This window comes from Phytoactinopolyspora halotolerans, assembly GCF_010550675.1.
GTDB lineage: Bacteria > Actinomycetota > Actinomycetes > Jiangellales > Jiangellaceae > Phytoactinopolyspora > Phytoactinopolyspora halotolerans.
In genome coordinates this window covers 385,306-397,727 of record NZ_JAAGOA010000001.1, presented here as the reverse complement: position 1 = coordinate 397,727, position 12,422 = coordinate 385,306, and the positions used below count along the sequence as shown (strand labels likewise).

Annotated in this window: 9 protein-coding genes; 7 read left to right on the top strand and 2 right to left on the bottom strand. The window is 67.8% G+C overall.

The genetic code is table 11. From position 1 onward, the window contains the following. Window positions 1–16 precede the first annotated feature (16 nt). The gene (locus G1H10_RS01770) at window positions 17–892 is read left to right on the top strand and encodes a DMT family transporter (RefSeq protein ID WP_163732113.1); all 876 of its coding nucleotides are present in this window, start codon (window positions 17–19) and stop codon (window positions 890–892) included. Between the two features lie 160 nt (window positions 893–1,052). Next, window positions 1,053–2,297: an endonuclease/exonuclease/phosphatase family protein gene (locus tag G1H10_RS01765; protein WP_163731730.1), complete on the top strand. Its 1,245-nt coding sequence runs from the start codon at window positions 1,053–1,055 to the stop codon at window positions 2,295–2,297. Between the two features lie 63 nt (window positions 2,298–2,360). Here the strand turns inward: G1H10_RS01765 and G1H10_RS01760 are convergent, their stop codons facing one another. Continuing rightward, window positions 2,361–3,647: a citrate synthase gene (locus tag G1H10_RS01760; RefSeq protein ID WP_163731727.1), complete on the bottom strand. Its 1,287-nt coding sequence runs from the start codon at window positions 3,645–3,647 to the stop codon at window positions 2,361–2,363. A gap of 93 nt (window positions 3,648–3,740) precedes the next feature. Between G1H10_RS01760 and G1H10_RS01755 the strand changes: the two genes are divergently transcribed. Next, entirely contained in the window at window positions 3,741–4,901 is a 1,161-nt protein-coding gene (locus tag G1H10_RS01755) for a citrate/2-methylcitrate synthase (protein WP_163731724.1), read from the top strand. Here G1H10_RS01755 and G1H10_RS01750 read toward each other — a convergent pair. Then, complete coding sequence (locus tag G1H10_RS01750; RefSeq protein WP_163731721.1) at window positions 4,837–5,820, bottom strand: dihydrodipicolinate synthase family protein; 984 nt, start codon at window positions 5,818–5,820, stop codon at window positions 4,837–4,839. The genes G1H10_RS01755 and G1H10_RS01750 overlap by 65 nt on opposite strands. A 198-nt stretch (window positions 5,821–6,018) precedes the next feature. Between G1H10_RS01750 and G1H10_RS01745 the strand changes: the two genes are divergently transcribed. From G1H10_RS01745 to G1H10_RS01730, 4 genes are all read left to right on the top strand, one after another. Continuing rightward, complete coding sequence (locus G1H10_RS01745; RefSeq protein ID WP_216852787.1) at window positions 6,019–7,932, top strand: sialidase family protein; 1,914 nt, start codon at window positions 6,019–6,021, stop codon at window positions 7,930–7,932. 89 nt (window positions 7,933–8,021) lie between these two features. Continuing rightward, window positions 8,022–10,058, top strand: coding sequence for an ABC transporter substrate-binding protein (locus G1H10_RS01740; protein WP_163731718.1), 2,037 nt, complete (start codon window positions 8,022–8,024; stop codon window positions 10,056–10,058). A gap of 172 nt (window positions 10,059–10,230) precedes the next feature. Further along, window positions 10,231–11,223, top strand: coding sequence for an ABC transporter permease (locus G1H10_RS01735; RefSeq protein ID WP_163732106.1), 993 nt, complete (start codon window positions 10,231–10,233; stop codon window positions 11,221–11,223). A 16-nt stretch (window positions 11,224–11,239) separates the two neighbouring features. Continuing rightward, window positions 11,240–12,373, top strand: a complete 1,134-nt coding sequence (locus G1H10_RS01730) for an ABC transporter permease (RefSeq protein WP_163731715.1) — start codon at window positions 11,240–11,242, stop codon at window positions 12,371–12,373. The last annotated feature ends 49 nt before the right edge of the window (window positions 12,374–12,422 follow it).

Sequence of the window (12,422 nt, the reverse complement as noted above, 5' to 3'; positions counted from 1 at the left end):
GTACGATCATCGGAGCCTGCTGGCAGCCGGTGTCACGGTACTGCTGTGGGCCTCCGCGTTCGTGTCGATCCGCAGCGCAGGCTCGGAGTACTCGCCCGGAGCGCTCGCGCTGGGCCGGTTGTCGGCAGGATCGGTCGCCCTCGGCGTGATCCTCCTGGTCCGCGGCCACGGTTGGCCGCCGCGCGCCGCGTGGCCGGGGATCGCAGCCTGTGGAGTGCTCTGGTTCGGGATCTACATGGTCGCGTTGAACGCCGGCGAGCAATCGGTCGACGCCGGCACGGCGGCGCTGGTGGTGAATATCGGCCCCATCCTCATCGCGCTTCTGGGCGGCTGGCTGCTCAAGGAGGGCTTTCCGCCGCGGCTACTCGCCGGGATGGTGGTCTCGTTCACGGGTGCCGCGGTCGTCGGCGTGTCGATGAGCGACGATGGCGGTGCGTCCGTGACGGGTGTGCTGTTGTGCCTGCTGGCTGCGGCCACCTACGCGGCAGGCGCCGTCAGCCAGAAGCCCGCCCTCCGGCATGCCTCCGCCCTGCAGGTCACCACGTTCGGTTGCGTGATCGGCGCGATAGCGTGCCTGCCGTTCGCGGGCCAACTCGCCGGCGAATTCGGTGATGCCTCATGGTCGGCGACGGCGAACATGGTCTACCTCGGGGTATTCCCGACCGCGATCGCGTTCACGACGTGGGCGTATGCGCTGGCGCGCACCACCGCCGGCCGGATGGGTGCCACCACCTACGCCGTGCCCGCACTCGTCGTCCTGATGTCGTGGATCGCGCTGCGCGAGGTACCTGGGTGGCTGACCTTGGCCGGTGGTCTACTCTGCCTCGCCGGCGTCGCCATCTCCCGATCCCGCCGCCGGACTCGGGTAACGGTCGTGTCCGGCGCCCGTTGACGCACCCGTCTTCGGCACATGTGCGATCTGGTCCGGCGCCCCGCGGCCGGGATGCGCTTCACGTCGATGTCGACAGGTACTTGCGCCCGGTACACCGGGGCGTCACACTCCACGCGTATAGCTGGACCATCGGCGCACTGCGCTCGACCTGGAGGGGACGATGGTGAAACTACTGGGCGTGTTGGCCCCGGGCCTCGCGGCCGCGGCCCTGCTGGTTCCGCACGGTGCGGCGGCTCCCGCCGATCCGTCTGCGACCGGGCGGCCGGATCCGGTCCGGTTCGCGACGTTCAACGCCTCGCTCAACCGTGCGGACGAAGGCCGGCTCATCACCGACCTGTCCACGCCGGACAACCCTCAGGCGCAAGCCGTCGCGGAGATCATCCAGCGCACCGATCCGGACGTTCTGCTGATCAACGAGTTCGACTACGACGACGCCGGCACAGCAGCGCAGCTCTTCGCGGACAACTACCTGTCCGTGTCGCAGAACGGCGCCGATCCGATCACTTACCCTTACCACTTCACCGCGCCGTCGAACACCGGCATCCCCTCCGGCTTCGACCTGAACCACGACGGATCCGTCGGCGGGCCGGACGACGCGTTGGGCTTCGGCGAGTTTCCGGGGCAGTACGGCATGGTCGTCTACTCGAAGTATCCGATCGTCGAGTCGGAGATCCGGACCTTCCAGAACTTCCGGTGGAAGGACATGCCCGGCGCGTTGCTTCCCGACGACCCGGAAACGCCCGAGCCGGGCGACTGGTACTCCGATGACGTCCTCGACATCTTCCCGCTGTCGTCGAAGAGCCACTGGGACGTGCCGGTCAACATACGCGGCAAGGTCGTCCACCTGCTGGCCAGCCACCCCACACCGCCGGTGTTCGACGGTGCCGAGGACCGCAACGGTACCCGCAACCACGACGAGATCCGGTTCTGGGCAGACTACGTATCGCCCGGGCACAGGTCGGACTACATCTACGACGACGAGGGGCACACCGGCGGCCTGGAACCTGGGGCGTCGTTCGTGATCGCCGGGGACCTGAACTCGGATCCGCACGATGGCGACAGCATCCCCGGCTCGGCGCAGCAAGTGCTGGAGCACCCGCGGGTGAACAGCACGGACACGCCGGACAGCGACGGAGCCGTCGAGCAGTCCGAGCTACAGGGCGGTGCCAACCTCGACCACATCGGCGACCCGCGCTACGACACCGCGGACTTCGCCGACACGGCACCCGGCAACGTGCGAGTCGACTACGTGCTGCCGAGCAAGAACCTACGCATCGCCGACTCGGGCGTGTTCTGGCCGGTCAGCGACGACCCGCTGTTCCGGCTGGTGGGAACCTACCCGTTCCCGAGCTCCGATCACCGATTGGTGTGGACCGACGTCAAGGTGTATGGCCGGAACCCCTAGCGTGCGCTCAGCCGCCGGGCGTCGTCGATGATCCGCTGCGGTTCGGCTGCGAGTTCGGACCGCTCACCGTAGAGCTTCAGGCGTGAGATCCCCTCTCATACCGGTGTAGAACCCGAGCGGCCGGAAACGCATGGCCGGCTCGCGATACTCCTCCAAGGCGTGGGCGATCCAGCCGACGGTGCGCGCAACGGCGAAGACCGCCTCCCCGGCGTCCGGCCGCATGTCGAATGCGTGCATCATCGCCGCGAGCGCCAGGTCCACGTTCGGCGGCCACGCGCCGCCCCGGCTCAACTCGACCACGAGCGCGTCCACGGCTTCGAGTGCCTGCTCGGCCTCGGCATAAGTGCGCAATCGCGTGAACAGCAGTCCGGCCCTCGGATCCCGCTCCTGATACACACGGTGTCCGAATCCAGGAACACCGTCGCCGGCACGGAGTCGTTCGCTCAGTGCGCCGATCGGGTCGTCCATCGCGTCGGCGAGGAACCGGTACGCCGCTCCGCTGGCCGCCCCATGATGCTGTGCGTCGACAGCACCGAGTCCCGCCGAGATCACGGCGTAGGGGTGCGCACGCGCACTGGCCGCGACGCGCGCCGCGACGGTGGAGGCGGCGAGGCCGTGGTCGGCCATCAGGATCAGCACCGACTCGAGGAGACCCGGCGGCTGCGGCCGCGTTGTCAGCGCCGGCCAGAGCCGTGCCCCCAGACCGTCGTCGTGGGCCGGGCCTTCTAGCCTGGGTTCGTCACCCGGACGCGCCGCCCGGCCAGGCGTGCTGCCCGGTCTTGGCGCCACTGCCTCCACCATGACGCCGACCGCCGTGCCGGCCGCGCGCATCACGCGCTCAGGCGAGAGGTCGAAGCGGAGAGGGTCCATGGCACCCAGGACGGCGATGATCACGCGGAGTCGATCGGTCAACCGTGCGGACTCCGGCAACGGCTCGATCGCCGCCCGGGCGACATCGACCCGGTCTCCCGTCGACTCGAGCAGCTCGGGCCAGGACCACGGCACGGCCAGATTGCCTGTTGTCCATAGCAGGTCGGCGACCCATGCGAATGACCTCATCGCCGCCAGTTCCGTCACCGGATGACCGCGGTAGAAGAGTTCGTCCTCCTCGATCAGCGTCACTGCGGTCCGGATCCGTTCCACCGCGCCGGACGGCGGACGGGCCTCGCGGCCACGCTCCGCCAACCTGTCGACCTCGGACACCGGGAACAGACTCCCGCGGCGTCCGGTCGATCGCACGCTGTGCAGCACTCCCCGGCTCACGTAGGCGTACACGGTCTCCTGCTTGATCCCCAACCGGCGTGCAACCTCTGCCGTCGTCAGATAACGCTCGTCTCCTTCTGCCGCCATGGCCTGCTCTTTCGTCCCACACATTGACTGGATCAACGTTGACGTCAACTTGATGGCTCATCAACAGTAGCGGCAGAGAGGGAGGGGTGCGACATGCCAACTCAGCACGACGAGCTGATCGATGTGCCGGCCGGACTGCGCAACGTCGCGGTGACAGCGACGGAGATCGGCGACGTCCGAGGCCAGGAAGGCTTCTTCCACTACCGGCAGTACTCGGCCATCGATCTCGCGCAGAGCCGTACGTTCGAAGACGTCTGGTTTCTGTTTCTGGAGGGCCGGCTACCCGATCCGGATGAACGGGCCCGGTTCGCTACCGACGTCGCAGCCATGCGGCCCTTACCCGGAGAACTGCAGGCCGTGCTTCCGGCCATCGCCCGCGCCGGCGTCCGATTCACTCCGCTGACGGGGCTGCGCGCCGCTCTGTCGCATCTCGCCGCAGCGCGGGACATGAGGCCGCTGTGGGACCTCGATCCGGTCGACCGCCGACGCGACGCGACGTCCGTCTGCGCGGTGGTGCCGACCGTGCTCGCCGCCCTATACCGTCTCCGCACCGGCGCGGAGCCACTGGCGCCACGCGCGGACCTCGGCACCGCCGCGAACTGGCTCTACATGGTCACCGGGGAGGAGCCGCCGCCGGAGCACGCAGCCGCGATCGAGCGCTATCTCATCGCCACGGTGGACCATGGATTCAACGCGTCGACCTTTACCGCCCGCGTGGTGGCGTCCTCCGGCGCCGATCTCCCCGCCGCCGTCGTCGCCGCACTCGGAGCCTTCGCGGGGCCACTGCACGGCGGTGCCCCGGATCGAGCGCTGGAGAGCATCGACGCCATCGGGAGCCGCGACCGCATCGATTCCTGGGTGCGCCCACGTGTCGAGTCCGGTGACCGGATCATGGGATTCGGCCACGCCGTCTATCGCACCGAGGACCCGCGGGCCCGGATGCTCCGCGAGACCGCTCTCGGCCTCGGTGGTGAGCTGGCGGAATTCGCCGTAGAAGTGGAGCGGCGCGTCGTCGAGATCCTCGCCGAGCTGAAGCCGGGCCGGGAGCTGTATGCGAACGTGGAGTTCTACGCGGGTGTGGTGATGGAGCGCTGCGGCATTCCGCGATCGATGTTCACTCCGACCTTCGCGGTCAGCCGTACCGTCGGCTGGTGTGCGAACATCCTGGAGGAAGCCACGCGCGGCAAGATCATCCGCCCGGCGGCCCGCTACACCGGCCCGGAGGCGCCGCATCCTGTGCCGGCGGCGCGGTGAACAGCTCCGGCACCAGGTCTCGCGCATCGCGACGGGCCGCCTCGACGGAGTCCGGCGGCACGCTCGCATACGGCCACCTGACCCGTAGACCGGTGTCGGTCCAGCCTCCGACGGCCGCCAGGAACTTGTCCAGGGCCGGGTTGGACAGGCCACGCGCCTGCAACGGTGCGACATGCCGGCTGAACAGGACACCGATCCGTCGCTCCAGATCGAGAGCGGCAGGCATATCGCGGCCCATCAGGCCATACCATTCCACGGCGCCGGCGGGTGTCATGGCCGCGATGTTCGAGTAGCTTCCGTGTGCGCCGTTCGCCAACCCAGTGGCGAGGCGATGGCCTGCGACGAACACCGAACACCGCGGCGCGTGTCGGCGTATCCGCGCGTACCAGGCACCGTCGCCACCGGCCATCTTGACCCCGACGAGAGCGGGTATCCGATCGAGCAGGCGCCCCAGCAGTTCGGGCGAAACCTGGGTCTTGGCGTGCGGCGGGTTGTACAACACGATCGGGACCGGCTCGGCGACCGCGGCCACTCGCCGCAGAAACGCCGTGCATTCGGCATCGGAGAGCGGGAGCCAGTCAGGAAGGATGACCTGGATCGCTCCGGGCGCCAGCTCGCGCGCTCGCCGGACCCGGTCCAGGCACGTCTGTGCACTGGGATGGCCGGCACCGATCTGATACGGAACGCCCGCCCGCGTGCAGCGCTCCGCGAGCAGCTCATTCACGCGGTCGAACTCCGGTTCGCCGATGGTGTGAAACTCACCCGCGGTGCCGTGTGCGTACACGCCCTGAACGCCACCGCTGATCAATGCCGTGAGCTGCGTGTCCAGCCGAAGCCAGTCGATCGACTCGTCCGCGGCTAACGGAAGCAGCAGGGTTCCCCATACGCCGCCGATCTGCTCGGCCCTCATCGGTCGCATATGCACTGCCCTCGCCGTCTGTCAACGATTTCCGGGCGCCGCCCGCACAGGACCGTCCGGCCACCGGACGTTCCGTACCGGCGGATGAACACGTCTGCGAAAACTCTTGACAATCACTCCTATCAGATATCTGATAGGCGGTCAACGGGGAAGCGTTCGGTCCACCTCAACGACGTTGTGACCGGGAGGCCATTCGACATGACGAGCGCTCGTTGGATCGCAAGCGCCGGCCTGATCCTGCTGATGACCATCGGGCAGGCCGGATCAGCCATCAGCACGCAGGCACCACACCCGCACGCGGCGGACCCGCAGGACGAGCCGCTATTCAAGGAGCAGACGCTCTTCGAGCGAGGCACGCACGGCTACACCTGCTTCCGTATCCCGGCCATCGTCGAGGCCGCCGACGGTGCGCTACTCGCCTTCGCCGAGGGGCGGGTGGACGACTGCGGCGACCATGGAGACATCGACCTCGTCATGCGTCGCTCCGACGACGGCGGCGAGACGTGGGGCCCGATCGAGATCGTCCTCGACGGCGCCGGTGACACCAGGGGCAACCCCGCCCCCGTCGTCGACCACGAGACCGGACGTGTCGTGCTGCTGAGTACGTGGAACGCCAACGGCGACACCACGGACCGGCGGCCGTTCGTCACGTACAGCGACGACCACGGTGCCACCTGGTCGCAGCCGCAGGACATCACCCCGGACGTGAAACTCGACCACTGGGAGTTCTACGCGACCGGCCCGGTCCACGCCATTCAGCTGGAACGGGGTGACCACGCCGGGCGCCTGGTCGCCGGCGCCAACCACACCTGGGGATCCGATCGCCCCGAGGGTTTCGCCCGCGGCGCTCACCTCATCTACAGCGACGACGGCGGGCTCAGCTGGGAACTCGGCGCCGTCGACAGCATCGGCGACAACACCGTGAACCCGCAGGAGGTCAGCGTCGTCGAGCTCACCGACGGCACGGTCTACGCGGCGGCGCGCGATCAGTACGGCACCGATCACGGCAATCGGGCCTTCGCCACCAGCAGCGACGGCGGAGAGACCTTCGACGCCCGGTTCGCGACCATCCCGGACCTGTCCGCACCGATCGTGCAGGGCGCGACGCTGCGACAGCGCGCCACCGATGCCGGCGACGAGCACGACCGGATCCTGTTCTCCGCACCCGCACACCCCGCGTCCCGGGAGGCCATGTCGATCCGGTCGTCCTACGACGAGGGACAGACCTGGGAGCACTGGAACGACGGGAAGATCATCCACTGGGGACCCGCCGCCTACTCTGACCTGGTCTCTCTCCCGGATCACGAGATCGGGCTGCTGTACGAGGCGGGCGAAGGAACCAGTCCCTACGATGAGATCCGCTTCGCCCGGTTCGACGAGGCCTACCTCGCCACCGGCAACGACGACCCTCCCGGTTTCCCTGAGCCGCCCGAGCCAGGGCCCACCACGCCGGACCTCACCCGCACCTCCACCCCTCATACCGCCTACGTGCGAGGCGACGCCGGGCTCACCGACGGCGCGACGCCCCGCCACGGTCAGGCCCTGGCGCTCGATGGCGAAGACGACCACATCCAGATCCCGTTCACCGACGCCCTCGACCTCGGCGGCGGCGACTTCTCCGTCGGTACCTGGTTCCGGTACGGAGACAGCGACGCTTCTCAGGTGTTGATCTGGGCGTACGGCATCGGCAGTTCCAAGCCGTCGTTCTGGATCCGCGCCGAACCCGGCAACAACCGCATCCGGGCGCTGATGACCACCGAGAACGGCAGCGCGTCGGTGGCGTCGCCCCAGGCCTACGACGACGGCGCATGGCACCACGCCGCTCTGCGCCGCGCCGACGGCGAGCTCTCACTGTGGATCGACGGCGAACGGGTCGCCTCAGCCACGGCACCCGAGGGCTCGGTGACCATCGGTCGAGAGTTCGGCATCGACGGCCTCTACGTCGGCCGCCGGATGGACGGCGTCCAGCACCTCGAGGGCGCCGTCGACGACGTCCGGGTCTATCGCCACGGCCTGTCCGACCGCGAGATGCAGCTGCTCGCCACCACGAACGCACCGCTGCCGCGAGACCTGGTCTTGCGGCTCCCGCTCGACCAGATCGACCCCGAGTGACACATATCCACAGCCACAGGACCCGCCCCGGACGGCCAGACGCGGCGACGCGGGCCCGTCCGCGGCGGGCATGGACAAGGAGGTCTCGAATGTCTGTGAGAAAGACGCTCTCCACCATCACGACGGCGACATCCATCGGCCCGGCCGACCTTCCCGTCACATCGCGCCGTCGGTTCCTGCGCGATGCCACCGTCGTCGGCGTGACGGTCTCCGGAGCGAGCACGCTGAGTGCCTGCGGATTCTTCAGCACCGACGCCGATTCCGGCGACGACGACAGCGGCGAGGCTGAAGACGGCGCCAAAGAGGCGCCCAGCCTCGCCCAGCAGGTGGAAGACGGCACGCTGCCGCCGCTGGAGGAGCGGCTGCCGACAGAGCCGCTGGTTGTCGAGCCGGTGGAAGAGATCGGCACATACGGCGGCACCTGGCGGACCTACTTCGGCGGTCCAGACGACGGCAACGCGTTCAATCCGATCAACTACGAAGGGCTGGTGCGCTGGGCACGGGAGTACACCGGCGCGGTCGGGCTCGACGAGATCATCCCCAACCTCGCCACCTTCGAGGTGAGCGAGGACGGCAGCAGTTACACCTTCCACCTGCTGGAGGGCGTGAAGTGGTCCGACGGTGAGCCGTTCACCGCCGACGACATCATGTTCTGGTACGAGGCGGTGCTGCTGAACGAGACTGTCACACCCGCCGCACCGCCCTGGCTGACCAGCGGTGGCGAAACGGTCGCGGTCGAGCGCGTGGACGATTACACGGTCACCTTCACCTTCGCCACACCCAAGGCGTTCTTCTTGCACTCGATGGCTCACCTGGGCGAGGGCGTCAAGGTCTGCGAGTATCCGCGGCATTACCTCGAACAGTTCCACCCGGACCACAACGACGACGCCGAGCAGGCGGCAGCGGACGCCGGCTACGACGACTGGGTGGCCCTGTTCGACATGGGCAACCCGGGCACGCGGCGGCATGACACGAACATGCCGCGGCTGACCCCGTGGGTGATGACCGACCCGCCGAACAGCGGTTCCCGGGCGGTCGCCGAGCGGAACCCGTACTACTGGAAGGTCGACCCCGAAGGCAAGCAGCTGCCGTATCTGGACGAGGTGGTCTACGCACTGTCCGAGGATCCGGAGGTCTCGCTGCTGCGGGCGCTGGACGGCGAGGTGGACCTGGAGCATCGTCATCTGAACCAGGGAGACAACTACCCGCTTGTCTACGAGGGTCAGGAAGACGGCGACTACCGCCTGATGACCTACAACTACGACAGCATGAACATCGCGGAGATCCAGCTCAACCTCACCCATCAGGATGAGGTGAAGAGGGAGATCTTCACCGACAAGGACTTCCGGATCGGGCTGTCCCATGCGATCAACCGGCAGGAGATCATCGACCTGGTCTACAACGGTCAGGGCGAACCATGGCAGACCAGCCCGCTGCAGGAGACGCCCTTCTACCACGAGCAGCTGGCCACCCAGTACATCGAGTACGACGTCGACCTCGCCAACGACCACCTCGACCAGGCGGGCTACACCGAGCGCAACGGCGACGGCATCCGCCTCGGTCCGGATGGGGAGCCGATCGTCATCAATCTGACGACGCGGTCCGGCGTCTTCAACTGGACCGACGTCGGGGAACTGCTCACCGACTACTTCCGCGAGGTCGGCGTCGAGTTACGGGTGGATCCGGTCTCCGGTGAGCTGGCCACGGAGACCCGGGACAGCAACCAGCACGATGCGGTGTTCGGATCGGGACTCGGTGGACGGGCGGCGCTGATCGTCCCGTGGAACTACGTGCCGATCAGCCCGGCCGCCGGATTCGGCGTCGGATGGTCCCAGTGGTACCAAGGCGTGCCCGACGCCGGGGAGCCGCCGGAGCCGGTCCGCCGTCAGTTCGAGCTGTGGGACCAGGTGGTGGCCACCTTTGACCCGGGCACACAGGAGGAGCTGTTCGGCCAGATCCTGGACATCGCCGCCGAAGGCTTCTACCAGATCGGGATCGCCACGCCGCGCCCGGAGTTCGCCGTGGTGAAGAACAGCATGCGGAACGTCCCGGACGAGATGCCGTCCGGGTCGCCCTATCCCAACCCGGCTCCGTACAACCCCGAGCACTTCTTCAAGGACGAATGACGACGATGAAGGCGACAGATCGTGGGAGAGTCGCGAGCGGCACCCGGCACCGTGCGCGCTCGGCAGCCGGTATCCGGTGGCCACACCTGGCACGCCGCCGGATTCGGGCGAGCCGGTCTCTCCCGCGATCCGCTCGAATCCGGACCGGGGCCGGGCGGAGGTCAGGACGATGATGACCCAGTTCATCGTGCGCCGCGTCCTGTACATGATCCCGACGCTGATCGCGATCTCGATCGTGACCTTCCTGATCATCCAGGCTCCGCCCGGCGACTACCTCACCACGGTCGTGGCCAAGCTGGAGGCAGAAGGCGCGTACGTCGACCGCAGCCAGCTGGACGCCTTGCGGGAGCGGTACGGCCTGGACGATCCCCTCTGGTCGCAGTACTGGACGTGGATCAGCGGTATCGTCACGGAAGGCGATTTCGGCCGCTCCCTGGTCTACGACGCCCCGGTCGCCGATGTGATCCAGGATCGGATGGGCTTCACGATCCTGCTGTCGTTGTCGACGCTGGCCTTCGTCTGGGCCGTGGCCATCCCGATCGGCATGTACTCGGCCGTCAAGCGCTACTCGATCGGCGACTACGCGGCGACGTTCGTCGGCTTTCTCGGGCTGGCCATCCCGAACTTCTTGTTCGCGCTGGTTCTGCTCTACGTATCCCATCGATATTTCGGGCAAAGCGTCGGCGGGCTCTTCTCGCCGGAGTACGAGGACGCACGGTGGAACCTGGGCAAGCTCCTGGACCTGCTGGCACACGTCTGGATCCCCGTGATCATCATCGGCACGGCGGGCACGGCCGGCATGATCCGGATCGTCCGGGCGAACCTTCTCGACGAGCTCAACCGCCCGTACGTGACGACCGCCCGGGCCAAGGGACTGCCGGAGCGGCGGCTGCTGGTGAGGTACCCCAGCCGCATCGCCGCGAGTCCGATCGTCTCCACGATCGGGTGGCTGCTGCCGTCGCTGATCTCCGCGGAGATCATCGTCTCGGTGGTCCTCAGCCTGCCCACCACGGGGCCGGTCATGCTCAAGGCGCTGGAGAGCCAGGACATGTATCTGGCGGGGGGCTTCCTGCTGATCCTCAGTGTGCTGACCGTCATCGGGACGCTGATCTCGGACATCCTGCTCGCCCGGCTCGATCCACGCATCAGGTACGGGAAGCGGTGAGGCTGCGGTGAACGGTATGACGGCCACCGGTACGGCGGTCCTCGACACGCCGGGCGGCAACCAGTCCGAGGCTGGCACGGTCGGGCATTGGAAGCTCGTCTGGCGCCGGTTCCGGCGGCACAAGCTCGCCATGGTCTCCGGCGGCGTGCTGCTCGTGATCTACCTGGTCGCGGTCTTCGCGGAGTTCATCGCGCCGTACGGCGCGTCGACACGATTCGGCGACCATCAGTACGCGCCCCCTCAGATCATCCGTCCGATCGACACGACGGACGGGTTCGACCTGGGCATGTTCGCCGACGGCTACCAGGTCGAGGTGAACGAAGAGTCGCAACGGCGGACCATGAGTACAGATCCGTCGCAGACTCGGGAACTTGGATTCTTCGTCCAGGGCGAGGAGTACGAACTGTTCGGGCTGATCCCGATGGACCGCCACCTGATCGGCCCGAAGGACCCGGAACAGCCGGTCTTCGTGCTGGGCACGGACCGCCTCGGCCGGGACATGCTGAGCCGGATCGTGCACGGTACCCGCATCTCGATGTCGATCGGGCTGGTCGGGGTGGCCGCGAGCATGGTGCTCGGGATCATCATCGGTGGGGCATCGGGCTACTTCGGCGGCGCCGTCGACACCGCCGCGCAACGGGTCATCGAGTTCATCATGAGCATCCCCACCCTGCCGTTGTGGATGACGCTTGCGGCGGCGTTGCCCCAGGACTGGGGGCCGCTGATGAAGTACTTCGCGATCACGGTGATCTTGTCCATGATCGGCTGGACCGAATTGGCCCGGGTGGTGCGCGGCAGGTTCCTGGCGCTCCGCGAGGAGGATTTCGTCGAGGCCGCCAGGCTCGACAATTGCGGCACTTTCCGGATCATGCACAAGTACATGCTGCCGTCGTTCACCAGCCACATCATCGCGGCCCTGACGCTGGCCATCCCGGCGATGATCCTGGCCGAGACGGCGCTGAGCTTCCTCGGGCTCGGTCTGCAACCACCGGCCGTGAGCTGGGGCGTGTTGCTGAACGAGGCGCAGAACGTGCGCAGCCTGGTGGCGGCGCCGTGGTTGCTGATTCCGGGGATCCCCGTGGTGATCGCGGTACTCGCACTGAACTTCGTCGGCGACGGCCTGCGCGACGCCGCCGACCCCTACAACTGACCACCCACCAGCCGATACACCTCTCGGGCAGCGAGGAGAACGACCTTGA

Bases quoted from the DNA above. Each gene is read 5' to 3' on its own strand.
- G1H10_RS01765 (WP_163731730.1), top strand. From the start codon at position 1,053: ATGGTGAAACTACTGGGCGTGTTGGCCCCGGGCCTCGCGGCCGCGGCC.
- G1H10_RS01760 (WP_163731727.1), bottom strand. From the start codon at position 3,647: ATGGCGGCAGAAGGAGACGAGCGTTATCTGACGACGGCAGAGGTTGCA.
- G1H10_RS01755 (WP_163731724.1), top strand. From the start codon at position 3,741: ATGCCAACTCAGCACGACGAGCTGATCGATGTGCCGGCCGGACTGCGC.
- G1H10_RS01750 (WP_163731721.1), bottom strand. From the start codon at position 5,820: ATGCGACCGATGAGGGCCGAGCAGATCGGCGGCGTATGGGGAACCCTG.
- G1H10_RS01745 (WP_216852787.1), top strand. From the start codon at position 6,019: ATGACGAGCGCTCGTTGGATCGCAAGCGCCGGCCTGATCCTGCTGATG.
- G1H10_RS01740 (WP_163731718.1), top strand. From the start codon at position 8,022: ATGTCTGTGAGAAAGACGCTCTCCACCATCACGACGGCGACATCCATC.
- G1H10_RS01735 (WP_163732106.1), top strand. From the start codon at position 10,231: ATGACCCAGTTCATCGTGCGCCGCGTCCTGTACATGATCCCGACGCTG.
- G1H10_RS01730 (WP_163731715.1), top strand. From the start codon at position 11,240: ATGACGGCCACCGGTACGGCGGTCCTCGACACGCCGGGCGGCAACCAG.